Consider the following 21,835-nt stretch of genomic DNA (forward strand, 5'->3'; position numbering starts at 1 on the left):
CTTAACCGGAGATTCGTTCTCCATACATCAACATGAATTGGCTCATAGCAGGTTTCCAGTCTCTGATTGGCAAGGTCCATTTAGCAGAGATATTATGCAAGGCTAGATAGAGTAATTTTATCACCGAGTCATCCGTTGGAAATATTCGTCGCGTTTTCGTTATCTTGCGCAATGAAGCATTTAACGACTCTATCGCGTTGGTGGTGTAGATAACCTTGCGGATCTCCGGCGGAAAGTCAAAAATGACGATGAGACGTTCCCAATTATTTCTCCACGACAGGCTGATCGTCGGGAACTGCTCATCCCATTTGGGGCTTTGTTGAATAATTTAAGATACTGATTTATATAAGCATTATAAAATTTCAACGACTAATTTTTCCTCTCGGAATGCTTTTTATTGTGCTAACTATTTGATTTGTCGTTCTAACAAAATACATTCTCTGTAAATGCATTCTAACTAAAGAAGATGTAAATCAAACGGTTAAATTATTCAACAAAGCCCCCATTTGGCCGCGAAGGCATCCAGGGCCTCTTCAGCGCCCTCTAGCGTTGCGGAACTATAGATGGTGCGCAGGTCAGCAGCAACGGCCTTACGCTCTTTCCAGCCGACGTAGCGCAGCGAGTTCCGCACCTGATGCACAATGCAGAGCTGTACCCGCGTATGCGGGTAAACAGCTTCAATGGCATCAGGAAAGCCTTTCAGGCCATCGCAGCAGGCGACGAAGATGTCCTTTAGCCCACGATTTTTCAGTTCTGTCATCACAGATAACCAGAACTTGGCCCCCTCAGTTTTGGCTATCCATAGCCCCAGCAGCTCTTTTTCGCCCTGGCCGTTGACGCCGAGGGCCAGATAAACAGACTTGTTGGCCACGGCTCCGCCGTCCTGGCTTTTGACAACAATACAGTCAAGGTAAACAATGGGATAAAGCGCATCCAGCGGCCGTTGCTGCCAGCGCTTAACTTCATCCATCACAGCATTGGTCACTTGAGAAATGAAGCCAGCGGAAACATCGACCCCGTAGACTTCTTTAAAGTGTGCCTGAATATCACGGGTTGATAACCCTCTGGAATAGAGAGAAATAATGCGGTCATCGAAGCCGTTAAGCTGTTTTTCGTTCTTACCGATCAGTGTCGGCTCGAAGGTACTGTTGCGGTCGCGCGGAATATCGAGCTCGATCTCCCCATTTTGGCTACGTACGCTTTTTGATGTCTTGCCATTGCGGGAGTTGCCTGAATGATTACCTGCCGGGTCATGCTTAGCATACCCAAGGTGCATCTCCATCTCAGCTTCAAGAACCCGTTCCGCCAGTCTTTTAGTCAGCACCTTGAGTAGGCCTGATTCACCCAGCAGATCCTGAGGGGAGTGACAATCTTGAAGCAGTTGGTCAATAAGTTCGTTGCTGATAGGCATTTTGTTATCCTTTGAAGGTTTTCCTCAAAATGCCATTTACACAGATTATTTTACAGTCTCGTCAGATCAGGTCTGAGCTAGTACATATAACTTAACGGTTTTTTATTCTCCAAAAATGGGTTGTGATCGTTAACGTGTTTCAAATACCCTTCTGTATTATTTATCTGAAAATTCAAGTCAGGATTCTTTTCTTTAGCAAAAACTTTAATATTATGGTCCGTAAGTCCATATTTATTTGCTATATTGACCAATTCATTATAAACCTTTAGTATATCTTTAGACTTTTTTTTCCGCCCAATACTTAATTTAAAATAACAGACACCATCCTCATGGCCTATATTCTTTAGTTCTCCATGAGAAAGACTAAAGATGTATTTCTTTCCACTCAAAGATGTTACACCCAACACTTTATGCTCATCAAACTTCATCCCCAAAAACGTCTTTCCTTTACTTAAATAGGTCAATAAGGATGTTCCGTCAGTGTGAAGTTCATTTAATTTAGCAGATACCGTTTTTTTCTCATACTTCATCGGGTGAGTAATATCATGGCGCAAGTTCGTATCCGGAGCCACTGTACTTTCTTCTTGTTTTTTCACCAAGCGTTCATGTATACATTCAGCGCGAGTGATAAGACTGGTAAATCGACTCTCTAGTCTCTCTTTGTTATTTATTACATCGGCTACCAACATTTCTGCTATCTGTGACAATGATTTGTTAATTTTTAATTCTTGATCTTTATATTTCAGTGTCCTGAATATTTTAGGGTGTATTTCAGTGACTATCGTTTCGAAATTTTCCCCCTCACTTGCTGCTTGATTAAACTCAATGTGTTTTCCTTTTCCTAAAGGGATTTTTATACATTGCGTCTCAGTATCGAAGGCATTTATCAATGTTTCCGTAACTTCTATATAGTCAGCTAATGCGGTTTCACTCAAACGCCATTCGATGAACTGAATGATATAATGACTCAAACCTAGCGTTATCACGTTCAATATTTTTTTCGCATCATCACTGAGATGCACTTTATTTTTCGAAGAATCAACAACATCTCTAAAGACACTAACCTGATCACAAATAACATCTTGTTTATATGTGTTCAAGCTATTGCAGTAAGATGATAAAGTTGAAGTCTGATTAATCATTTTACCCCCTTCTAAAAACATGAATAGAATAGAAAATATAATATTTATAAAAATGATTAACAGAAGGTATTGACCCTAATGTTCTAGGCTGTGTCCCTTAATTAGGCTTTGTTGAATAATTTAAGATACTGATTTATATAAGCATTATAAAATTTCAACGACTAATTTTTCCTCTCGGAATGCTTTTTATTGTGCTAACTATTTGATTTGTCGTTCTAACAAAATACATTCTCTGTAAATGCATTCTAACTAAAGAAGATGTAAATCAAACGGTTAAATTATTCAACAAAGCCCCTTAATTACGTAACCGGGCGTAAAACAAGCGGATGCAGCCGGCTTTGTTGAATGCCGACAGGATGACTCCCTCTGCTACACCTGTTATCCTATCCTGACGCTGTGTGGCATACCCAACAACGTCATACGGTTCAGCGCTTTGACCATCGCTATGGCTTCACCTACTTGAGCCTCATAGTCACGCAGGCTCAGATGGCCACCCAGCAAAGTTTTTATGCGGAACATCTCTGTTTCTGCGGCTTTGTTGAATAATTTAACGTTTTGATTTACAACTTCTTTAGGTGGGATGCATGTACAGAAAATGTATTTTGTTAGAGCGATAAATCAAATAGTTAGCACAATAAAAAGCATTACGGTAGTAAAATTTAGTCGTTAAAATTTTATAATACCCATTTAAATCAGTATTTTAAATTATTCAACAAAGCCTGTTTCTGCCACTGAACGCCGGTGATAACCCACTTTCTTTTTCCACATATCATTACTCCCGCTCAGACGCTGATTCGCCACCGCATGGTTACGTTCATGGTACTTGTCCGGCCAGTATTTGGCTCCGCTTCGCGGCGGGATAAGGGGCCTGATTTTCTTTCTTAGCAACGCATCGTGGCAGTAACGGGCGTCATAAGCACCGTCTGCTGACACTTCCCTGATTTTTCGGTGGGTTTGGTTAATCAGGCCCGGCAGTGCCTGCGCATCTGTCGTTCCGCTGAGCGATAAGTCGGCACAGATAATCTCATGCGTCGCACTGTCTGCTGCCAGATGAAGCTTGCGCCACACTCTTCGTCTGTCAGCCCCATGCTGCCTGACTTTCCATTCACCTTCGCCAAAGACCTTCAGACCGGTACTGTCGATGACCAGATGCGAGATTTCACCACGCGTTGGCGTTTTTATGCTGATACTGACGGTTTTTGCCCGCCGACTGACCAGAGAGTAGTCCGGGCAGCGCAGTGGCAGGCTCATCAGTGTAAAAACCGAGTCGACAAAGCCCTGTAATGCCCGGAGCGACAGGTTAAACACGCGCTTTATCATCAAAACCGTGGTAACAGCCATATCGGTGTAGTAAAGCGGCCGACCACGACCTTCAGGCGAAGCACTGTCAGTCCATGCAGCGATGGCCGACTCATCAAGCCAGACCGTCAGGGAGCCGCGTTGTCTGAGTGCTTTGTTGTAGGTGGGCCAGTTGGTGATTTTAAACTTTTGCTTTGCCATGGGGAGCTGCTATCGGGAGCGATGATAGTGCTTTGATCCGGCGATCCCCTGAAAGTTCGATTTATTCAACAAAGCCGATGCAGCCCAGTTTAACCATTGCTAAATAGTTTCTTGCCGTTTTTTCATAACGTGTGGCAATCCGTCTATATTCCTTTAAACGGCCAAAACATCTTTCTACAACGTTGCGACGGCGATAAGCATCACGATAAAGTTGTGAGCGTCCATCAGAAGGAGAGTGTAAAAAGATCTGTGTAAATGGCATTTTGAGGAAAACCTTCAGAGGACAAAAAATGCCTATCAGCAACGAACTTATTGACCAACTGCTTCAGGATTGCCACTCCCCTCAGGAGCTTCTGGGTGAATCAGGCCTACTCAAGGAGCTGACTAAAAGACTGGCGGAACGGGTTCTTCAAGCTGAGATGGGCTTTGTTGAATAAATCAGAATTAGCCGACAGGATGACTCCCTCTGCTACACCTGTTATCCTATCCTGACGCTGTGTGGCATACCCAACAACGTCATACGGTTCAGCGCTTTGACCATCGCTATGGCTTCACCTACTTGAGCCTCATAGTCACGCAGGCTCAGATGGCCACCCAGCAAAGTTTTTATGCGGAACATCGCTGTTTCTGCCACTGAACGCCGGTGATAACCCACTTTCTTTTTCCACATATCATTACTCCCGCTCAGACGCTGATTCGCCACCGCATGGTTACGTTCATGGTACTTGTCCGGCCAGTATTTGGCTCCGCTTCGCGGCGGGATAAGGGGCCTGATTTTCTTTCTTAGCAACGCATCGTGGCAGTAACGGGCGTCATAAGCACCGTCTGCTGACACTTCCCTGATTTTTCGGTGGGTTTGGTTAATCAGGCCCGGCAGTGCCTGCGCATCTGTCGTTCCGCTGAGCGATAAGTCGGCACAGATAATCTCATGCGTCGCACTGTCTGCTGCCAGATGAAGCTTGCGCCACACTCTTCGTCTGTCAGCCCCATGCTGCCTGACTTTCCATTCACCTTCGCCAAAGACCTTCAGACCGGTACTGTCGATGACCAGATGCGAGATTTCACCACGCGTTGGCGTTTTTATGCTGATACTGACGGTTTTTGCCCGCCGACTGACCAGAGAGTAGTCCGGGCAGCGCAGTGGCAGGCTCATCAGTAAACTAGTTGCTGAATAGAGACTTGCATTTTTTGTCAGGCTATTGAGAATAAAAAGAGGTTTAACTTAGAGAATAAAGGTTTGAAATGATCAACAAAGAGCGGTTGTTACGAGATAATCGTTTATGTAAAGCAATCATTGGATTATCAGTCGAAGAATTGAAAAATTTAGCCGCTGAATTTTCAGCTTGTTATTTGATTTATCGGAAAAAGAATCGAAAAGATCACGAGCGGCAGATGGGTGCAGGGCAGAAAGGATTTATCCCAACCCCATTAGATAAACTGCTTTTTATTTTATTGTATTTAAAATGTTATCCGACCTATGATTTGCAAGGACTTCTTTTTGGTTTAGATAGAACACGGGTATGTCGCTGGGTAAAAATATTATTGCCGGTTTTAGAGATGACCTTGGGGCGAGAATGTGTTTTGCCCGCTCGTCAAATTCGCTCTGCTGAGGAATTTTTTCGCGCCTTTCCTGGAGTTAAAGACGTCTTTATTGATGGGACAGAGCGACCTGTCCAAAAGCCTAAGAATCTGCGTCGGCGAAAAAAAATGTATTCGGGAAAGAAAAGACAGACCACTCGAAAAGCGCTTATTATGACTGACGAAACAAGGCAAATTGGATTTATCCCCATGAGCAAAAATGGGCGCCGTCACGATAAACGCTTACTCGATAAAGTCGATATAATTCGCCATATTCCTCCTGAGGTAACCATCTGGGCAGATACCGGTTTTCAAGGTATAGATAAACAGCATCCTAATACACAAATCCCAAAAAAAGGAACTCGAAAAAGACCTTTATCGCCTGAACAAAAACAAGAAAATAAAATAATCTCGGGCATCCGTATTACAGTTGAACACGCCATCGCGGGTATCAAGCGCCTCGGTTGCATGACCCAAATTTTACGGAATAGTAGACCCTTTATTGATGATACCTTCTTACTCCTTAGCGCCGGTCTTTGGAATTTCCATCTCAGAACAGCGTAAAATTTACTTCAATCACCGAAACACCCTTATTTCACTATTAAGCAACACGCTTAGTGTAAAAACCGAGTCGACAAAGCCCTGTAATGCCCGGAGCGACAGGTTAAACACGCGCTTTATCATCAAAACCGTGGTAACAGCCATATCGGTGTAGTAAAGCGGCCGACCACGACCTTCAGGCGAAGCACTGTCAGTCCGGCTTTGTTGAATAATTTAAGATACTGATTTATATAAGCATTATAAAATTTCAACGACTAATTTTTCCTCTCGGAATGCTTTTTATTGTGCTAACTATTTGATTTGTCGTTCTAACAAAATACATTCTCTGTAAATGCATTCTAACTAAAGAAGATGTAAATCAAACGGTTAAATTATTCAACAAAGCCTGTCAGTCCATGCAGCGATGGCGGACTCATCAAGCCAGACCGTCAGGGAGCCGCGTTGTCTGAGTGCTTTGTTGTAGGTGGGCCAGTTGGTGATTTTAAACTTTTGCTTTGCCATGGGGAGCTGCTATCGGGAGCGATGATAGTGCTTTGATCCGGCGATCCCCTGAAAGTTCGATTTATTCAACAAAGCCGCTGAGATGGAGATACACCTTGGGTATGCTAAGCATGACCCGGCTGGTAATCATTCAGGCAACTCACGCAATGGCAAGACATCCAAGAGCGTACGTAGCCAAAATGGGGCGCTCGAGCTCGATATTCCGCGCGACCGCAACAGTATAGCCAACCGACTTAAAAATGATTACATCCTATGCCCTGATATGCGGCAAAGAAGCATAGCTGGCTGTTATCAAAATAATGTCGCTTGGCTATACCTTCGAGCCGACACTGATCGGTAAGCACGAAAAGCAGCTTAACGGCTTCGATGACCGCATTATTTCTCTCTATTCCAGAGGGCTATCAACCCGTGATATTCAGGCTCACTTTAAAGAAGTCTACGGGGTCGATGTTTCCGCTGGCTTCATTTCTCAAGTGACCAATGCCGTGATGGATGACGTTAAGCGCTGGCAGCAACGACCGCTGGATGCGTTTTATCCCATTGTTTACCTTGACTGTATTGTGGTCAAAAGCCAGGACGGCGGAGCCGTGACCAACAAGTCTGTTTACTTGGCTCTAGGCATCAACTGCCAGGGCGAAAAAGAGCTGCTGGGGCTATGGATAGCCAAAACCGAGGGGGCCAAGTTCTGGTTATCTGTAATGACAGAACTGAAAAATCGTGGGCTACAGGACATCTTCATCGCCTGCTGCGATGGCCTGAAGGGCTTTCCTGATGCCATTGAAGCTGTTTACCCGCATACGCGGGTACAGCTCTGCATCGTGCATCAGGTGCGGAACTCGCTGCGCTACGTCGGCTGGAAAGAGCGTAAAGCCGTTGCTGCTGACCTCCGCACTATCTATAGCCAAGCGACATTATTTTGATAACAGCCAGCTATGCTTCTTTGCCGCATATCAGGGCATAGGATGTAATCATTTTTAAGTCGGTTGGCTATATAGTTCCGCAACGATAGAGGGCGCTGAAGAGGCCCTGGATGCCTTCGCGGACAAATGGGATGAGCAGTTCCCGACGATCAGCCCATCGTGGAGAAATAATTGGGAACGTCTCATCGTCATTTTTGATTTTCCGCCGGAGATCCGCAAGGTTATCTACACCAACAACGCGATAGAGTCGTTAAATGCTTCATTGCGCAAGATAACGAAAACGCGACGAATATTTCCAACGGATTACTCGGTGCTAAAATTATTCTATCTAGCCTTGCATAATATCTCGGCTAAATGGACCCTACCAATCAGAGACTGGAAACCGGCTATGAGCCAATTCATGTTGATGTATGGAGATCGGATTTCCGGTTAAGCGATGGAGCCATTTACACGAAATTCTTTACAGACTCATCTGAAGCCAGTTTTTCATTTGATTTTCGGGGAATAACCGTTTTTATCCCTTTTCTTTTCAACTTGTTACGGAGTGCATTGCCAGAGTAGGCTTTGTCAGCCAGTACCGCATGACCACGACGCTTCATGCTACCGTTGGCTTTGTTGAATAATTTAACCGTTTGATTTACATCTTCTTTAGTTAGAATGCATTTACAGAGAATGTATTTTGTTAGAACGACAAATCAAATAGTTAGCACAATAAAAAGCATTCCGAGAGGAAAAATTAGTCGTTGAAATTTTATAATGCTTATATAAATCAGTATCTTAAATTATTCAACAAAGCCGCTACCGTTCTGCCGTTGCACGCCAATGCCGTCCAGGAGTCGTAACGCGAACAGGCTTTCGTGAGCCTGCCCAGCACTCAGTACGATATTTAGCGGGATGCCGCTTCCGTCAGTCGCCATGTGGATTTTGGTGCCATAACCACCTCGTGAGCGACCCAGGCTGTTATCGTTGGTAATATCGGGATGTTTTTTTGAGCGCCAGCCGCACATTTGAGCGCACGGATATTGCTGCCACCCAGCGCAGTGGCTGACCAGTCAACAAGTCCATGAGCATCAAGAAATGAAAGTAACCAATTAAAAATAATGTTAATAACTCCAGACTTTGACCATCTATTGAAACGGTTATAAACGGTTTTCCATGGGCCGTAACGTTCAGGTAAATCACGCCATGGGGCACCTGAACACAGTATCCAGAACATGCCGTTGACGATTTTGCGATGTTCTGCCCATGGCCGGCCTGCGTGCGGAGATGTCAAAACGGTTGGTATAGCCAAGCGACTTAATTTTGATTACACCATATGGACTGAGAACAAACTCTCTGTATCGCAACCCATCTCTCTTTTTTTGCTTTTTGCTTGTGCCCATTTATGCTCAATTGGGTTAAGATCTGGCGAATATGTAGGCAAATACTCCACCATATACCCTGCATCGATGATGACTTGTTGAATATTATGTTTTTTGTGAAAAGTGGCATTGTCCATCATGATTACACTGTTTTTAGGGAGTACTGGGATAAGGACTTGTGTGACCCAGGCATAGAAAACATCGCTGTTAATATTGATATCAAATAATCCGATAGCAAACAGCGTTGTGCCTAATAAAGCGCCGATAACATTTGTTCTTCCCCTAGCTCCCCAGTTCTTCAGGCCAAAACACCGTTGACCTTTTGGGGAATAGCCGTGAGTCCGTGGGGCATCGTGTGAAAAACCACTTTCATCAATAAAAACAATAGGCTTACCTTCTTTTTCATACTGTTGTTTTTTTTGTTGAAATCCCTGCCGGGCGTTTTCGTCGGCTTTCGGATGACGTAGAGTTTTTTTTATAGGTCAATCCCAGCTTTTTAAGCGCTTGCCAAATGGCCTTCTGACAAACGCCAAAACGCTCTGCACGTTCTTTTTGGTAAGCATCTGGATATTGTTCAACATCTTTTATCAACTCGGATTTATCGATCTTTCGCTGACGCGTGGTCGATGCTTTTGACTCTATTTGATTAATCCAACGCGATACAGAGGCAGGGCCAATCCGAAATTGCTTCGCTGTTTCTCGGATACTCAACCCTTCGTTTTTCCGTGTAGATATCACTTTACGTCTAAAATCAATTGAATAGCTCATTTAAATAATGTAATCAAAATTAAGTCGTTTAGCTATAATACGGATGCCCGAGATTATTTTATTTTCTTGTTTTTGTTCAGGCGATAAAGGTCTTTTTCGAGTTCCTTTTTTTGGGATTTGTGTATTAGGATGCTGTTTATCTATACCTTGAAAACCGGTATCTGCCCAGATGGTTACCTCAGGAGGAATATGGCGAATTATATCGACTTTATCGAGTAAGCGTTTATCGTGACGGCGCCCATTTTTGCTCATGGGGATAAATCCAATTTGCCTTGTTTCGTCAGTCATAATAAGCCCTTTTCGAGTGGTCTGTCTTTTCTTTCCCGAATACATTTTTTTTCGCCGACGCAGATTCTTAGGCTTTTGGACAGGTCGCTCTGTCCCATCAATAAAGACGTCTTTAACTCCAGGAAAGGCGCGAAAAAATTCCTCAGCAGAGCGAATTTGACGAGCGGGCAAAACACATTCTCGCCCCAAGGTCATCTCTAAAACCGGCAATAATATTTTTACCCAGCGACATACCCGTGTTCTATCTAAACCAAAAAGAAGTCCTTGCAAATCATAGGTCGGATAACATGTTAAATACAATAAAATAGGCTTTGTTGAATAAATCGAACTTTCAGGGGATCGCCGGATCAAAGCACTATCATCGCTTCCGATAGCAGCTCCCCATGGCAAAGCAAAAGTTTAAAATCACCAACTGGCCCACCTACAACAAAGCACTCAGACAACGCGGCTCCCTGACGGTCTGGCTTGATGAGTCGGCCATCGCTGCATGGACTGACAGTGCTTCGCCTGAAGGTCGTGGTCGGCCGCTTTACTACACCGATATGGCTGTTACCACGGTTTTGATGATAAAGCGCGTGTTTAACCTGTCGCTCCGGGCATTACAGGGCTTTGTCGACTCGGTTTTTACACTGATGAGCCTGCCACTGCGCTGCCCGGACTACTCTCTGGTCAGTCGGCGGGCAAAAACCGTCAGTATCAGCATAAAAACGCCAACGCGTGGTGAAATCTCGCATCTGGTCATCGACAGTACCGGTCTGAAGGTCTTTGGCGAAGGTGAATGGAAAGTCAGGCAGCATGGGGCTGACAGACGAAGAGTGTGGCGCAAGCTTCATCTGGCAGCAGACACTGCGACGCATGAGATTATCTGTGCCGACTTATCGCTCAGCGGAACGACAGATGCGCAGGCACTGCCGGGCCTGATTAACCAAACCCACCGAAAAATCAGGGAAGTGTCAGCAGACGGTGCTTATGACGCCCGTTACTGCCACGATGCGTTGCTAAGAAAGAAAATCAGGCCCCTTATCCCGCCGCGAAGCGGAGCCAAATACTGGCCGGACAAGTACCATGAACGTAACCATGCGGTGGCGAATCAGCGTCTGAGCGGGAGTAATGATATGTGGAAAAAGAAAGTGGGTTATCACCGGCGTTCAGTGGCAGAAACAGCGATGTTCCGCATAAAAACTTTGCTGGGTGGCCATCTGAGCCTGCGTGACTATGAGGCTCAAGTAGGTGAAGCCATAGCGATGGTCAAAGCGCTGAACCGTATGACGTTGTTGGGTATGCCACACAGCGTCAGGATAGGATAACAGGTGTAGCAGAGGGAGTCATCCTGTCGGCTAATTCTGATTTATTCAACAAAGCCTCTCGGAATGCTTTTTATTGTGCTAACTATTTGATTTGTCGTTCTAACAAAATACATTCTCTGTAAATGCATTCTAACTAAAGAAGATGTAAATCAAACGGTTAAATTATTCAACAAAGCCATTCCGAGAGGAAAAATTAGTCGTTGAAATTTTATAATGCTTATATAAATCAGTATCTTAAATTATTCAACAAAGCCCCTTGACGTTCTAAACGAAGGGCTCTTACCCACCGGCTAATCGCTGAAAGACTGACGTTAATGGCTTTCGCGGCTTCCTGGTAGGTATAGCCAAGCGACTTAATTTTGATTACACCATATGGACTGAGAACAAACTCTCTGTATCGCAACCCATCTCTCTTTTTTTGCTTTTTGCTTGTGCCCATTTATGCTCAATTGGGTTAAGATCTGGCGAATATGTAGGCAAATACTCCACCATATACCCTGCATCGATGATGACTTGTTGAATATTATGTTTTTTGTGAAAAGTGGCATTGTCCATCATGATTACACTGTTTTTAGGGAGTACTGGGATAAGGACTTGTGTGACCCAGGCATAGAAAACATCGCTGTTAATATTGATATAGCCAACCGACTTAAAAATGATTACATCCTATGCCCTGATATGCGGCAAAGAAGCATAGCTGGCTGTTATCAAAATAATGTCGCTTGGCTATATCAAATAATCCGATAGCAAACAGCGTTGTGCCTAATAAAGCGCCGATAACATTTGTTCTTCCCCTAGCTCCCCAGTTCTTCAGGCCAAAACACCGTTGACCTTTTGGGGAATAGCCGTGAGTCCGTGGGGCATCGTGTGAAAAACCACTTTCATCAATAAAAACAATAGGTTTACCTTCTTTTTCATACTGTTGTTTTTTTTGTTGAAATCCCTGCCGGGCGTTTTCGTCGGCTTTCGGATGACGTAGAGTTTTTTTTATAGGTCAATCCCAGCTTTTTAAGCGCTTGCCAAATGGCCTTCTGACAAACGCCAAAACGCTCTGTACGTTCTTTTTGGTAAGCATCTGGATATTGTTCAACATCTTTTATCAACTCGGATTTATCGATCTTTCGCTGACGCGTGGTCGATGCTTTTGACTCTATTTGATTAATCCAACGCGATACAGAGGCAGGGCCAATCCGAAATTGCTTCGCTGTTTCTCGGATACTCAACCCTTCGTTTTTCCGTGTAGATATCACTTTACGTCTAAAATCAATTGAATAGCTCATTTAAATAATGTAATCAAAATTAAGTCGTTTAGCTATATCAGGGCATAGGATGTAATCATTTTTAAGTCGGTTGGCTATAAAATGAGGGGTGAAAAATCGGTCACCGGAGTGATACGGATAAATAACGTATATCAACAAATAAAAAAAGGGCTTAGCCATTGGCTAAACCCTTTATAACTAAAAGCTTTTGGATGTCGCGTTAGCGAACTCTTAGTTAAGACGCTCTTTGATACGAGCAGACTTACCAGTGCGCTCACGCAGGTAATACAGTTTGGCCTGGCGTACTGCACCACGGCGTTTCACAGTGATGCTGTCAACAACCGGAGAGTGAGTCTGGAATACACGCTCTACGCCTTCGCCGTTAGAAATTTTGCGAACAGTGAATGCAGAGTGCAGACCGCGGTTACGAATAGCGATAACCACGCCCTCGAATGCCTGCAGACGTTTTTTGCTACCTTCAACGACCCATACCTTCACTTCAACGGAATCACTCGGACGAAATGCAGGTACGTCCTGTTTCATCTGCTCTTGTTCAAGCTGCTTAATAATGTTGCTCATAATATGTCTCTTACCCTAGGTAAACTGATACATGGGTACGCGCACCGAAGTGCAACGCCCTAATCCTCTCGTTGCTCGGACTGGTGTTCACGCTGGAACTCAGTCAGCAACGCCGTTTGCTCGTCAGTCAGAGCTAGGCTTTTCAGAAGTTCAGGTCTTCTAAGCCAGGTTCGGCCAAGCGACTGCTTTAATCGCCAGCGACGTATTTCAGCATGGTTTCCCGACAGTAACACCGGGGGAACCTCCACACCTTCCAGCACTTCAGGACGAGTGAAGTGCGGACAATCCAACAGCCCATCCGCAAAGGAGTCCTCTTCCGCAGAAGATTCATGCCCCAGCACGCCGGGAATAAAACGGGATACCGAGTCGATAAGCACCATTGCTGGCAACTCACCGCCACTGAGAACGTAATCCCCGATTGACCATTCTTCATCAATTTCGGTTCTGATTACGCGCTCGTCAATCCCTTCATACCGGCCACACACCAAAATCAACTTCTGATGCGTTGCGAGCTGCCGTACGCCCTCTTGGTCCAGCTTACGGCCCTGAGGTGATAAATAAATCACCCTTGCACCGTCGCCTGCCGCGGCCTTTGCTTCATGAATGGCATCCCGCAAGGGTTGCACCATCATCAGCATACCGGGGCCGCCACCATAAGGGCGATCGTCCACGGTACGATGCCGATCGTAGGTGAAATCACGAGGATTCCAACACGTTACGTTCAGCAGGCCATTTTTTACTGCCCGACCAGTGACTCCATAATCAACCACTGAGCGAAACATCTCGGGAAACATGCTAATCACCCCAATCCACATTTTCTCGTTCCACTCAGTTCGTTCGTTTGATTCAGAGCTCAAAAACTCGGGTCCCAATCTACTTCAATCGTTTTCGTAGAAAGGTCTACGTGCTTGATAACCTGTCCGGTCAGAAACGGAATCAACCGTTCCTTCGCGCCGAAGGCATCTTTCAGGTTAGCTTTGACCACCAACACATCGTTAGAACCGGTTTCCATCATATCAATGACTTTTCCCAGCTGATATCCCGCGGATGTGATGACTTCGCAGCCAAAAAGATCCTTCCAGTAATAATCACCTTCCTCCAAATCAGGAAGCTGGGCAGAATCTACAACGATCTCAGCGTTCGTTAATAAATTTGCCGCATCGCGATCATCAACACCTTTTACTTTGATGATCAGGTCCTGATTGTGGTGTTTCCAGCTTTCGATCTCGACAATTTGCCAGGATCCCTGAGACTGGATATACCAAGGCTGATAACCAAAAATGCTTTCGGTTTCTTCGGTGGAGGAAAACACTCTGAGCCAACCCCGAATACCATACGTTGACCCCATTTTTCCCATCACGATGGGATTAACAGGGGATGACGGGTTAAGTTGCTTGCTCATTGTCACCACCGCAGCAGATTACGCAGCTTTTTTAGCATCTTTGATCAGCGCAGAAACGCGATCAGAGATAGTTGCACCTTGGCCAACCCAATGTGCAATACGGTCCAGATCCAGACGCAGAGCTTCGGCTTTACCGGCTGCGATCGGGTTGAAGAAACCGACGCGCTCAATGAAACGACCGTCGCGTGCATTGCGGCTGTCAGTCACGACGACTTGATAGAACGGGCGTTTTTTCGCGCCGCCACGTGCCAAACGAATTGTTACCATAACATCCTCTTTAGTTAATAAAACAGCCGGGCCCCCATCGAGGAACCGGGCCCGGGTGTCATATAAAAAGCCCGAAAATTCTACTCATTTTGGCGCAAAAAGCAATCTAAAGCGTCAAGTTGCGCCGCCAAGAGCAAAAAAATCGCTCTTAACGCCCCGGAAAACCCGGTGGCATCATGCCTTTCATGCTTCGCATCATTTTTGCCATACCGCCATTTTTCATCTTTTTCATCATGCGCTGCATGTCGTCAAACTGTTTTAACAAGCGATTGACGTCTTGCATCTGCATGCCTGACCCGGTGGCGATACGACGTTTACGTGACCCTTTGATGATTTCCGGTTTGGCGCGCTCCTGTTGCGTCATCGAGTTGATGATGGCTTCCATACGCACCAGCACTTTGTCATCCATTTGGGATTTTACGTTGTCCGGCAATTGTCCCACGCCCGGCAACTTGCTCATCATGCTGGCCATGCCACCCATGTTGCGCATCTGCTTCAGTTGATCGAGGAAGTCGGTTAAATCAAAACCGTCACCCTTTTTCAGCTTTTTCGCCAGTTTTTCCGCCTGAGAGCGATCAACTTTGCTTTCAATATCTTCGATCAGGGAAAGCACATCGCCCATACCGAGAATACGCGACGCAATGCGTTCCGGATGGAATGGCTCCAGCGCTTCAGTCTTTTCGCCGACGCCGAGGAATTTAATCGGTTTGCCCGTAATATGACGAATTGACAGCGCCGCACCACCGCGCGCATCACCATCAATTTTAGTCAAAATCACACCGGTGAGCGGCAGTGCCTCATTAAAGGCTTTTGCGATATTGGCTGCATCCTGACCGGTCATGGCATCAACCACAAACAGCGTTTCAACAGGCTTGATGGCCGCATGCACCTGCTTGATTTCGTCCATCATCGCTTCGTCTACGTGCAGACGACCGGCCGTATCCACCAGCAGCACATCGTAAAACTTCAGCTTGGCGTGTTGCAGCGCGCGGTTGACGATATCAAGCGGTTTTTCGTGCGCGTCGGAGGGGAAGAAATCCACCTCAACCGTTTGTGCCAGCGTTTCCAACTGTTTGATCGCCGCAGGGCGGTATACGTCTGCGGAAACCACCAGCACCTTCTTCTTGTGCTTTTCACGCAGGAACTTGCCCAGCTTACCCACGCTGGTGGTTTTACCCGCACCTTGTAAACCCGCCATCAGCACCACGGCGGGCGGTTGTGCCGCCAGATTCAGGGCTTCGTTGGTTTCTCCCATCGCGGCAACAAGTTCGTTTTTGACGATCTTGATGAATTCCTGACCCGGCGACAGGCTTTTATTGACCTCATGCCCGACAGCACTCTCCTTGACCCGGTTGATAAAATCACGCACCACGGGGAGCGCCACATCGGCTTCAAGTAAGGCCATACGCACTTCGCGCAGGGTGTCTTTGATGTTGTCTTCAGTCAACCGTCCGCGGCCACTGATGTTGCGCAATGTGCGCGAGAGTCTGTCAGTTAAGTTATCAAACATTATCTTGTGCTCAACGAAAGGCGGGCCGCATACGCGACACTTTGGACAAATATGGCTGATTATACCATGAAAGACGAAACGATTGCTGTGAAGCACGACGATAACCGGTTGGTGCGTGACGAGACAACCGCTATACTGGCACTCCCTATCACTTCAACAGCCGCTCAATGTGTTGATCACTATGCCACTCTTTGCCATTACAGCGTTAGTCGCCTATTCAATCAGCCTGGGACTGATTATTCCTGGCCTATTGCGCAAACAGAGTGCCTACCGTCGGTTGGCGATGTTCTCTGCGACAGTGGCCCTGATCTGCCACGCTATTACGCTCTATCACCGCATTTTTGATGTGCAAACCGGGCAAAATCTTAGCCTGTTGAATATCGGCTCTACAATCAGCCTGATGATATGCACCGTGATGACGGTTGTTGCGTCGCGCAATCGTGGCTGGTTTTTGTTGCCTATCGTTTACGCGTTTGCGCTTATTAATCTGGCCTTTGCCAGCTTCATGCCCGGTGAGTTTATAACGCATCTGGAAAAAACACCGGGGTTGCTGTTCCATATCGGGCTGGCATTGTTCTCTTATGCCACCCTGATTATTGCCGCGCTGTATGCGCTGCAATTAGCACTGATCGATTACCTGCTCAAAAACAAAAAGCTGAGCATCGTTTCTGAAATGCCGCCACTGTTGAGCATTGAGCGCAAGATGTTTCATGTCACGCAAATTGGCGTGATCCTACTGACGATGACGTTGTGTAGCGGCTTGTTTTACATGGATAACATCATCGATAACAAAGAGAATCTGCACAAGGCGCTGTTCTCCCTGTTTGCCTGGTTCAACTATATTCTGCTGCTGTGGGGACATTACCATGAAGGGTGGCGCGGGCGCCGCGTGGTATGGTTCAGCATGGTGGGCACACTGTTACTGACGCTGGCCTACTTCGGCAGCCGGGTTATCCAGCACTTTGTTGCTCAGTAACACGCGTCATCCGTAACAGCATGCAAAAAAAGGCACCTGATGAAAGGTGCCTTTTTTATTTTTCTAGATATGCAACTCGGCCAGTTTATCTTTTGGCAACGCCAGATCGTCGTTCTGGTTGACGCCAATCGGATGCGCCAGAATATGGCGTGCAATGTCCTGAGATTCTTCCAGAGAGTGCATCTCATAGGTGCCGCACTGAAACTCGTTCAGCTCAGGGATTTTGCGCTGATCGGTCACTTTGAGCACATCCTCCATCGCCGCGCTCCAGGCATTAGCCACGCGTTGCTCTGCCGGTGTGCCAATCAGGCTCATGTAGAATCCCGTACGGCAGCCCATCGGAGAAATATCGATGATTTCGACGCCATCACCGTTGAGATGATTGCGCATGAAACCGGTAAACAGGTGCTCCAACGTATGAATACCACGCTCCGGCATCACCTCTTTATTCGGGCGACAGAAACGCAGATCGAACACTGTAATGGTGTCGCCATGAGGGGTTGTCATGGTTTTAGCCACTCGAACCGCCGGTGCTGCCATGCGGGTATGGTCTACAGTGAAGCTATCTAATAACGGCATTTTGCCACCTCCTCATAAAAAAAATGACTTTTTTCATCTTTCCAAAAAACTTTTTGGTTCCCAACGAGTATGACTCTATGAAAGACGCGCATTTACTATCATCATCCCTATTTCTCAGAGATGTTTTTCGGCCACGGCTTATACCGTGGCCTTTTCTTTATCTACTGTCCGCTCAAGCCTGAGTCGCTGCCAGATATTCCTCGAACGACAGCGTATCCTGCGCTTCCAGCGCGCGCTGTTTTTGCCAGGCACGTTCGCTCTCGGCAATAAACTGCGCCTCCGTCAACACGGCCAAAGGCTCCTGACTAAGCTGCTCGCGATAGCGGTCTGCCAGCGTCAAGCCAAGATTACCGCAGCCCTGCGCTTTCAATAACGGCAACAGACGCCCAGAGAACGTGTTTTCCGGTTTATGGAACCCTACGCTCAGCGCGTCGCAAACCTGCTGATAATAGGGCTGTTCGTGTTCTCTATCCAGCACTTCTGCCACACGGCGCAGATCGCGGAACAACGCATGCCCAACCTCAACCAAGGGCTGCTGTCGCGTTTCACATCCCATACCGACGGTCAAACCCGGTTTACGCCCTTCCAGAATAATGCGGTTCCAGTTTTTACGGGTACATTGCAGTTCAGCGCTATCCATTTCCGGCGCATCAGCCAATGCGCACCAGATCAGGAACAGATCGAGGAAACGCACCTGTTCGGCGCTAACGCCTGACGGCGTAAAGGGATTGATATCCAATGAGCGCACTTCAATATACTCAATGCCGCCACGCATCAACGCATCAGAGGGCGTTTCGCCACTGCGCGTTACACGTTTAGGACGGATCGGCGCATACAGCTCATTTTCAATCTGCAACACGTTAGTATTGAGCTGCAAGTAGCGGTCGCCTTGTTTAACACCCATCGCGGCATATTCCGCTGACGGCGTTTTGATCGCGCGCTTCAGTGCTGCTACATATTCATCCAATGTGTTAAACGTGATGCCCAGGTTGCTCTGCGATTTATTGGTGTAGCCCAGATCGCTCAAACGCAACGAGGTAGCGTAGGGAAGATAATAGAGCCCATTTTCACCACGTTCGAACGGCAGTGCCATTTCTCGCCCCTGTAAAAAAGAAGAGCAGATGGCAGGCGATGCGCCAAACAGGTAAGGAATCACCCATCCGAAACGGTAGTAGTTACGGATCAAACGAAAATAGCCGGCAGATATCTCCTGTTTGCCACTTTCAGCGTCAGCCACGCCCGCACGCGCTTGCCAGAATGCCAGCGGCAGCGAAAAGTTGTAGTGCACACCGGAAATAGTCTGCATCAACGCCCCATAGCGGTTTTTCAACCCCTCGCGGTAGAGCGTTTTAAACCGGCCAACGTTCGATGTGCCGTACTGAGCCAGCTCGATATTCGTCTCATCGGGAATGAAACACGGCATGCTGAACGGCCACAACCGCTCAGACCCCATGTTACACGCGACATAGCGGTGAATGTCCTGTAAGAATGCCAACAGGTGATCGACATCCTGATCAACAGGCGTAATAAATTCTAATAAGGCTTCTGCGAAATCCGTTGTGATCCAGGGATGGGTTAATGCCGCCCCTAAATTTTCTGGGTGTCCTGTCTGTGCCAAATGTCCATTGGGCTGTACGCGTAACGTTTCGCGTTCAATACCGCGTTGAATCCCCTTCACCGCATCAGGGTGATGTTCAAGCCAGGTCAACGCTTGTGATATATCCGGGATCAAATCGACCTCCCGCTGTTAGATGTAATGATTGTTCGCATAATGAAATCGTATCATCTCTACTAAAATACAGTGCTACACGTTATGACCACAAAGTCATTCCTTGTAATGCCACTATGGCCACCACGATATAACGCAGCGCTTTGCCGATACAGATAAAAAGCGTGGAATACAACCAGGGCATGCGCAGCCATCCCGCAGCCACGCACAGCACATCACCAATAACCGGCACCCAACTCAGCAAAAGCGCGGCCGGACCATAACGCTGCAACCAGCGTAGTGCCGTCAAGGTGCCGGTACGCGGTTTTGGCTGTGGCAGAATACGCCCCAATACCAAATTGGTCATACCGCCCAGCGTGTTGCCTATCGTCGCCACGACAATCAGCGGCACCGCGCCGGTAACCTTCGCCACCAATAAAGAGACCAGCAGCACTTCAGAGCTGCCAGGCAATAATGTTGCACTGAGAAAACTACTCCAGAAGAGAGAAACCAGCCCCCAAAAGGCACTCACCGCGTGCGCACATCGACAACAGCCATGTTTGCTCGCTGCGCAGCCTCAATGCCAAAATCCGCATCTTCAAAAACGACACAGGTTTCAGGCGCTACCTGCATGAGCTGGGCGCAGCGCAGGAAGGTGTCAGGAAACGGTTTATGATGCAGCACATCCTCGGCGCCGACAATACCAACAAAGTGGTCGCGCAAGCCAAGATGACGTAGCAGCCTGTCAGCCAGATGGCGTGGGCTACCGGTGCCAACCGTCATCGGTCGACGTCCCTGATACGTTTTCACTACCTCAATCAAGGGCAGCGGCTTAACGGTATCAAACAGCATCTCTTCCACAAGCGCCAGCTTTTCAGTCGCCAGCGCCTTTGGATCCATATCCACGTTATGCCGAGCCAGGATCACTGCTGCGATTTTCTCAATGGGTGCACCATTGTACGCCACCATCTCCTGAGCATTATAGGTCATGCCGTATTTGCCCAGAATCTGGTGCCAGGCAGCGCGGTGTGTGGGCTCGGTATCGAGGATGGTGCCATCCATATCAAAAATCAGACCTTGATAACGATCGTACATCGTGACTCCGTGAATAGCGCAAAAGAGCCGTTACTTTAGCGCAAAGTCAAAATGATGTCGCTGGTTCAATAAAACTACAAAAATTAAGGTTATTTGAGTATCAACCGTTGGCTGAAATAGGTGAAGCGAGTGTAGGTAATGCGAAGGTGAAATCAGAGAACAAGCGGAAGATAATCAAAGTCACAACAAGAGTAATGGTGCATCCAGGAGGATTCGAACCTCCGACCGCTCGGTTCGTAGCCGAGTACTCTATCCAGCTGAGCTATGGATGCATAAAAATTTTTTGTATCAAGCGACGTCTGCTTATGACGTGCAAGAACCTCAACACTCACTGCTTACACAACCCTTGACCGATAGAACGATTTTCTTCATTTATCATCAGCGTTATGGTGCATCCAGGAGGATTCGAACCTCCGACCGCTCGGTTCGTAGCCGAGTACTCTATCCAGCTGAGCTATGGATGCGCAGTAAATGGCGGTGAGGGAGGGATTCGAACCCTCGATGCAGCTTTTGACCGCATACTCCCTTAGCAGGGGAGCGCCTTCAGCCTCTCGGCCACCTCACCAATACGCTTACCTTCAAACTGCGATGATGATGTTTCCTTCATCGTGCTCACCGGTACTGCGTGGCGCACATATTACTTTCCCGGACTTATAAGTCAAACAATTTTTCCTAACTCGTGGTTGTTTGAACAAATCACACCCAACACGCGCAGATTCACAGCGAAAAGTCTATTTTATCAACAGCGTCAACGGCTATTGATGCGTCTGACAAAACGCACTCATCGGCAACTAAAACGGCATGGGAGGATGTACAGGGAAGCTAAAACGAACGCGTCCCGCCGAAATGGCGAGACGCTTGGTAAATCAGTAGGACGTCGGTTGCGACTTTTCCGCTTGGATCCGCTGGTAAATCTCTTCGCGGTGAACAGAAACTTCTTTAGGCGCATTAACACCAATACGAACCTGGTTGCCCTTTACCCCTAGCACGCTAACCGTCACCTCATCGCCAATCATGAGGGTTTCGCCAACTCGACGAGTCAAAATAAGCATTCTTTGCTCCTTGAAAGATTATAAAGAGTCAGGTCTCTTTGTCTCCCCGCCATTCTCCATAATGCGCCGTG

Annotated in this window: 24 protein-coding genes, 3 tRNA genes and 11 pseudogenes; 6 read left to right on the plus strand and 32 right to left on the minus strand. The window is 46.9% G+C overall.

Annotated features, from left to right (window positions below; all coding sequences use genetic code 11):
• Position 1 precedes the first annotated feature (1 nt).
• The 6 genes and pseudogenes from ACQGXV_RS03345 to ACQGXV_RS03370 form a co-directional block, all read right to left on the minus strand.
• Positions 2 to 310, minus strand: a pseudogene (locus tag ACQGXV_RS03345) (transposase); the annotation flags it as partial.
• 192 nt (positions 311 to 502) lie between these two features.
• Positions 503 to 1,411 (minus strand): annotated as a pseudogene (locus tag ACQGXV_RS03350) (IS256 family transposase); the annotation flags it as partial.
• A 77-nt stretch (positions 1,412 to 1,488) separates the two neighbouring features.
• The gene (locus ACQGXV_RS03355) at positions 1,489 to 2,553 is read right to left on the minus strand and encodes a hypothetical protein (protein ID WP_440864881.1); all 1,065 of its coding nucleotides are present in this window, start codon (positions 2,551 to 2,553) and stop codon (positions 1,489 to 1,491) included.
• Positions 2,554 to 2,931: 378 nt separating this feature from the next.
• Positions 2,932 to 3,084 (minus strand): annotated as a pseudogene (locus ACQGXV_RS03360) (IS5/IS1182 family transposase); the annotation flags it as partial.
• A gap of 189 nt (positions 3,085 to 3,273) precedes the next feature.
• Positions 3,274 to 4,053: pseudogene (locus tag ACQGXV_RS03365) on the minus strand (IS5 family transposase); the annotation flags it as partial.
• Positions 4,054 to 4,114: 61 nt separating this feature from the next.
• On the minus strand, positions 4,115 to 4,357 hold the full coding sequence (locus tag ACQGXV_RS03370) for a transposase (protein WP_440864882.1): 243 nt from the start codon (positions 4,355 to 4,357) through the stop codon (positions 4,115 to 4,117).
• Here ACQGXV_RS03370 and ACQGXV_RS03375 point away from each other — a divergent pair.
• Positions 4,344 to 4,475 (plus strand): annotated as a pseudogene (locus ACQGXV_RS03375) (IS256 family transposase); the annotation flags it as partial. The gene ACQGXV_RS03370 and the pseudogene ACQGXV_RS03375 overlap by 14 nt on opposite strands.
• A gap of 56 nt (positions 4,476 to 4,531) precedes the next feature.
• Here ACQGXV_RS03375 and ACQGXV_RS03380 read toward each other — a convergent pair.
• A pseudogene (locus tag ACQGXV_RS03380) lies at positions 4,532 to 5,275 on the minus strand (IS5 family transposase); the annotation flags it as partial.
• Between the two features lie 20 nt (positions 5,276 to 5,295).
• On the opposite strand from ACQGXV_RS03380, the gene ACQGXV_RS03385 reads away from it, so the two are divergent.
• A complete protein-coding gene (locus ACQGXV_RS03385; RefSeq protein ID WP_440864883.1) occupies positions 5,296 to 6,195 on the plus strand; it encodes a transposase family protein in 900 nt (299 codons plus the stop codon).
• A gap of 48 nt (positions 6,196 to 6,243) precedes the next feature.
• Here ACQGXV_RS03385 and ACQGXV_RS03390 read toward each other — a convergent pair.
• Together ACQGXV_RS03390 and ACQGXV_RS03395 are read right to left on the minus strand one after the other, a co-directional pair.
• Positions 6,244 to 6,387 (minus strand): annotated as a pseudogene (locus ACQGXV_RS03390) (transposase); the annotation flags it as partial.
• A gap of 189 nt (positions 6,388 to 6,576) precedes the next feature.
• A pseudogene (locus ACQGXV_RS03395) lies at positions 6,577 to 6,693 on the minus strand (IS5/IS1182 family transposase); the annotation flags it as partial.
• Between the two features lie 76 nt (positions 6,694 to 6,769).
• Between ACQGXV_RS03395 and ACQGXV_RS03400 the strand changes: the two are divergent.
• Positions 6,770 to 8,046, plus strand: a pseudogene (locus ACQGXV_RS03400) (IS256 family transposase); the annotation flags it as partial.
• 13 nt (positions 8,047 to 8,059) lie between these two features.
• Here ACQGXV_RS03400 and ACQGXV_RS03405 read toward each other — a convergent pair.
• From ACQGXV_RS03405 to ACQGXV_RS03425, 5 genes and pseudogenes are all read right to left on the minus strand, one after another.
• Positions 8,060 to 8,287 (minus strand): transposase, encoded by a 228-nt coding sequence (locus ACQGXV_RS03405; protein WP_440867197.1) that lies wholly within the window; start codon positions 8,285 to 8,287, stop codon positions 8,060 to 8,062.
• 123 nt (positions 8,288 to 8,410) lie between these two features.
• Positions 8,411 to 8,904 (minus strand): annotated as a pseudogene (locus ACQGXV_RS03410) (IS5 family transposase); the annotation flags it as partial.
• 15 nt (positions 8,905 to 8,919) lie between these two features.
• Positions 8,920 to 9,453 carry an IS630 family transposase gene (locus tag ACQGXV_RS03415; RefSeq protein ID WP_440862665.1) on the minus strand — a complete coding sequence of 178 codons (534 nt, stop codon included), beginning with the start codon at positions 9,451 to 9,453 and terminating at the stop codon, positions 8,920 to 8,922.
• Positions 9,377 to 9,742, minus strand: a complete 366-nt coding sequence (locus ACQGXV_RS03420) for an IS630 transposase-related protein (RefSeq protein ID WP_440862584.1) — start codon at positions 9,740 to 9,742, stop codon at positions 9,377 to 9,379. Before ACQGXV_RS03420 ends, ACQGXV_RS03415 begins: the two co-directional genes overlap by 77 nt.
• A complete protein-coding gene (locus ACQGXV_RS03425) occupies positions 9,743 to 10,330 on the minus strand; it encodes a transposase family protein (protein WP_440864884.1) in 588 nt (195 codons plus the stop codon). It lies immediately after the preceding gene.
• An 83-nt stretch (positions 10,331 to 10,413) separates the two neighbouring features.
• Here ACQGXV_RS03425 and ACQGXV_RS03430 point away from each other — a divergent pair, with 83 nt between their 5' ends.
• Positions 10,414 to 11,337: an IS5 family transposase gene (locus ACQGXV_RS03430; protein ID WP_440864885.1), complete on the plus strand. Its 924-nt coding sequence runs from the start codon at positions 10,414 to 10,416 to the stop codon at positions 11,335 to 11,337.
• Between the two features lie 226 nt (positions 11,338 to 11,563).
• On the opposite strand, the gene ACQGXV_RS03435 is transcribed toward ACQGXV_RS03430, so the two are convergent.
• Together ACQGXV_RS03435 and ACQGXV_RS03440 are read right to left on the minus strand one after the other, a co-directional pair.
• On the minus strand, positions 11,564 to 11,776 hold the full coding sequence (locus tag ACQGXV_RS03435; RefSeq protein ID WP_440863821.1) for a helix-turn-helix domain-containing protein: 213 nt from the start codon (positions 11,774 to 11,776) through the stop codon (positions 11,564 to 11,566).
• A complete protein-coding gene (locus tag ACQGXV_RS03440; protein ID WP_440867199.1) occupies positions 11,701 to 11,997 on the minus strand; it encodes a transposase in 297 nt (98 codons plus the stop codon). Before ACQGXV_RS03440 ends, ACQGXV_RS03435 begins: the two co-directional genes overlap by 76 nt.
• Between ACQGXV_RS03440 and ACQGXV_RS03445 the strand changes: the two genes are divergently transcribed.
• Complete coding sequence (locus ACQGXV_RS03445) at positions 11,932 to 12,084, plus strand: hypothetical protein (protein ID WP_440864886.1); 153 nt, start codon at positions 11,932 to 11,934, stop codon at positions 12,082 to 12,084. The two genes, ACQGXV_RS03440 and ACQGXV_RS03445, sit on opposite strands and share 66 nt — an antisense overlap.
• A gap of 31 nt (positions 12,085 to 12,115) precedes the next feature.
• On the opposite strand, the pseudogene ACQGXV_RS03450 reads toward ACQGXV_RS03445, so the two are convergent.
• From ACQGXV_RS03450 to ffh, 8 genes and pseudogenes are all read right to left on the minus strand, one after another.
• Positions 12,116 to 12,328: pseudogene (locus ACQGXV_RS03450) on the minus strand (IS630-like element ISOt3 family transposase); the annotation flags it as partial.
• Positions 12,252 to 12,617 carry an IS630 transposase-related protein gene (locus tag ACQGXV_RS03455; protein WP_440864887.1) on the minus strand — a complete coding sequence of 122 codons (366 nt, stop codon included), beginning with the start codon at positions 12,615 to 12,617 and terminating at the stop codon, positions 12,252 to 12,254. The pseudogene ACQGXV_RS03450 and the gene ACQGXV_RS03455, both read right to left, overlap by 77 nt.
• Complete coding sequence (locus ACQGXV_RS03460; RefSeq protein WP_440864888.1) at positions 12,618 to 12,776, minus strand: hypothetical protein; 159 nt, start codon at positions 12,774 to 12,776, stop codon at positions 12,618 to 12,620.
• A gap of 51 nt (positions 12,777 to 12,827) precedes the next feature.
• A complete protein-coding gene (gene rplS, locus ACQGXV_RS03465; RefSeq protein ID WP_440864889.1) occupies positions 12,828 to 13,175 on the minus strand; it encodes a 50S ribosomal protein L19 in 348 nt (115 codons plus the stop codon).
• A 59-nt stretch (positions 13,176 to 13,234) separates the two neighbouring features.
• Positions 13,235 to 13,990, minus strand: a complete 756-nt coding sequence (gene trmD, locus ACQGXV_RS03470) for a tRNA (guanosine(37)-N1)-methyltransferase TrmD (RefSeq protein WP_440864890.1) — start codon at positions 13,988 to 13,990, stop codon at positions 13,235 to 13,237.
• A gap of 38 nt (positions 13,991 to 14,028) precedes the next feature.
• Positions 14,029 to 14,577 (minus strand): ribosome maturation factor RimM, encoded by a 549-nt coding sequence (rimM, locus tag ACQGXV_RS03475; RefSeq protein ID WP_440864891.1) that lies wholly within the window; start codon positions 14,575 to 14,577, stop codon positions 14,029 to 14,031.
• 18 nt (positions 14,578 to 14,595) lie between these two features.
• Positions 14,596 to 14,844: a 30S ribosomal protein S16 gene (gene rpsP, locus ACQGXV_RS03480; protein ID WP_196907624.1), complete on the minus strand. Its 249-nt coding sequence runs from the start codon at positions 14,842 to 14,844 to the stop codon at positions 14,596 to 14,598.
• 148 nt (positions 14,845 to 14,992) lie between these two features.
• Complete coding sequence (gene ffh, locus ACQGXV_RS03485; RefSeq protein ID WP_440864892.1) at positions 14,993 to 16,354, minus strand: signal recognition particle protein; 1,362 nt, start codon at positions 16,352 to 16,354, stop codon at positions 14,993 to 14,995.
• Between the two features lie 181 nt (positions 16,355 to 16,535).
• On the opposite strand from ffh, the gene ACQGXV_RS03490 reads away from it, so the two are divergent.
• A complete protein-coding gene (locus ACQGXV_RS03490) occupies positions 16,536 to 17,330 on the plus strand; it encodes a cytochrome C assembly family protein (protein WP_440864893.1) in 795 nt (264 codons plus the stop codon).
• 63 nt (positions 17,331 to 17,393) lie between these two features.
• Here ACQGXV_RS03490 and luxS read toward each other — a convergent pair whose 3' ends face one another.
• The 8 genes from luxS to csrA all read right to left on the minus strand — a co-directional run bounded on the left by luxS (position 17,394) and on the right by csrA (position 21,764).
• Positions 17,394 to 17,909: an S-ribosylhomocysteine lyase gene (gene luxS / locus ACQGXV_RS03495; RefSeq protein ID WP_440864894.1), complete on the minus strand. Its 516-nt coding sequence runs from the start codon at positions 17,907 to 17,909 to the stop codon at positions 17,394 to 17,396.
• Between the two features lie 172 nt (positions 17,910 to 18,081).
• On the minus strand, positions 18,082 to 19,641 hold the full coding sequence (gene gshA / locus ACQGXV_RS03500) for a glutamate--cysteine ligase (protein WP_440864895.1): 1,560 nt from the start codon (positions 19,639 to 19,641) through the stop codon (positions 18,082 to 18,084).
• A gap of 79 nt (positions 19,642 to 19,720) precedes the next feature.
• A complete protein-coding gene (locus ACQGXV_RS03505) occupies positions 19,721 to 20,149 on the minus strand; it encodes a YqaA family protein (protein ID WP_440864896.1) in 429 nt (142 codons plus the stop codon).
• A complete protein-coding gene (gene yqaB / locus ACQGXV_RS03510; RefSeq protein WP_440864897.1) occupies positions 20,146 to 20,712 on the minus strand; it encodes a fructose-1-phosphate/6-phosphogluconate phosphatase in 567 nt (188 codons plus the stop codon). Before yqaB ends, ACQGXV_RS03505 begins: the two co-directional genes overlap by 4 nt.
• Before the next feature lie 195 nt (positions 20,713 to 20,907).
• Positions 20,908 to 20,984 (minus strand) — tRNA-Arg (locus tag ACQGXV_RS03515).
• Between the two features lie 115 nt (positions 20,985 to 21,099).
• Positions 21,100 to 21,176 (minus strand) — tRNA-Arg (locus ACQGXV_RS03520).
• A gap of 8 nt (positions 21,177 to 21,184) precedes the next feature.
• Positions 21,185 to 21,277 (minus strand) — tRNA-Ser (locus tag ACQGXV_RS03525).
• 301 nt (positions 21,278 to 21,578) lie between these two features.
• Positions 21,579 to 21,764: a carbon storage regulator CsrA gene (gene csrA, locus ACQGXV_RS03530; RefSeq protein WP_440864898.1), complete on the minus strand. Its 186-nt coding sequence runs from the start codon at positions 21,762 to 21,764 to the stop codon at positions 21,579 to 21,581.
• Between the last annotated feature and the right edge of the window lie 71 nt (positions 21,765 to 21,835).

Origin of the sequence: Symbiopectobacterium purcellii, assembly GCF_052050035.1 — a bacterium.
GTDB classification, from domain to species: domain Bacteria; phylum Pseudomonadota; class Gammaproteobacteria; order Enterobacterales; family Enterobacteriaceae; genus Symbiopectobacterium; species Symbiopectobacterium purcellii_A.

What these genes read in the sequence shown, in the direction of transcription:
- ffh (WP_440864892.1), bottom strand. Translation starts at nt 16,354, where the DNA reads ATGTTTGATAACTTAACTGACAGACTCTCGCGCACATTGCGCAACATC.
- yqaB (WP_440864897.1), bottom strand. Translation starts at nt 20,712, where the DNA reads ATGTACGATCGTTATCAAGGTCTGATTTTTGATATGGATGGCACCATC.
- rimM (WP_440864891.1), bottom strand. Translation starts at nt 14,577, where the DNA reads ATGAGCAAGCAACTTAACCCGTCATCCCCTGTTAATCCCATCGTGATG.
- ACQGXV_RS03355 (WP_440864881.1), bottom strand. Translation starts at nt 2,553, where the DNA reads ATGATTAATCAGACTTCAACTTTATCATCTTACTGCAATAGCTTGAAC.
- rplS (WP_440864889.1), bottom strand. Translation starts at nt 13,175, where the DNA reads ATGAGCAACATTATTAAGCAGCTTGAACAAGAGCAGATGAAACAGGAC.
- luxS (WP_440864894.1), bottom strand. Translation starts at nt 17,909, where the DNA reads ATGCCGTTATTAGATAGCTTCACTGTAGACCATACCCGCATGGCAGCA.
- ACQGXV_RS03435 (WP_440863821.1), bottom strand. Translation starts at nt 11,776, where the DNA reads ATGGGCACAAGCAAAAAGCAAAAAAAGAGAGATGGGTTGCGATACAGA.
- rpsP (WP_196907624.1), bottom strand. Translation starts at nt 14,844, where the DNA reads ATGGTAACAATTCGTTTGGCACGTGGCGGCGCGAAAAAACGCCCGTTC.
- ACQGXV_RS03460 (WP_440864888.1), bottom strand. Translation starts at nt 12,776, where the DNA reads ATGGCTAAGCCCTTTTTTTATTTGTTGATATACGTTATTTATCCGTAT.
- ACQGXV_RS03430 (WP_440864885.1), top strand. Translation starts at nt 10,414, where the DNA reads ATGGCAAAGCAAAAGTTTAAAATCACCAACTGGCCCACCTACAACAAA.
- ACQGXV_RS03490 (WP_440864893.1), top strand. Translation starts at nt 16,536, where the DNA reads ATGCCACTCTTTGCCATTACAGCGTTAGTCGCCTATTCAATCAGCCTG.
- csrA (WP_440864898.1), bottom strand. Translation starts at nt 21,764, where the DNA reads ATGCTTATTTTGACTCGTCGAGTTGGCGAAACCCTCATGATTGGCGAT.
- trmD (WP_440864890.1), bottom strand. Translation starts at nt 13,990, where the DNA reads ATGTGGATTGGGGTGATTAGCATGTTTCCCGAGATGTTTCGCTCAGTG.
- ACQGXV_RS03455 (WP_440864887.1), bottom strand. Translation starts at nt 12,617, where the DNA reads ATGAGCTATTCAATTGATTTTAGACGTAAAGTGATATCTACACGGAAA.
- ACQGXV_RS03385 (WP_440864883.1), top strand. Translation starts at nt 5,296, where the DNA reads ATGATCAACAAAGAGCGGTTGTTACGAGATAATCGTTTATGTAAAGCA.
- ACQGXV_RS03420 (WP_440862584.1), bottom strand. Translation starts at nt 9,742, where the DNA reads ATGAGCTATTCAATTGATTTTAGACGTAAAGTGATATCTACACGGAAA.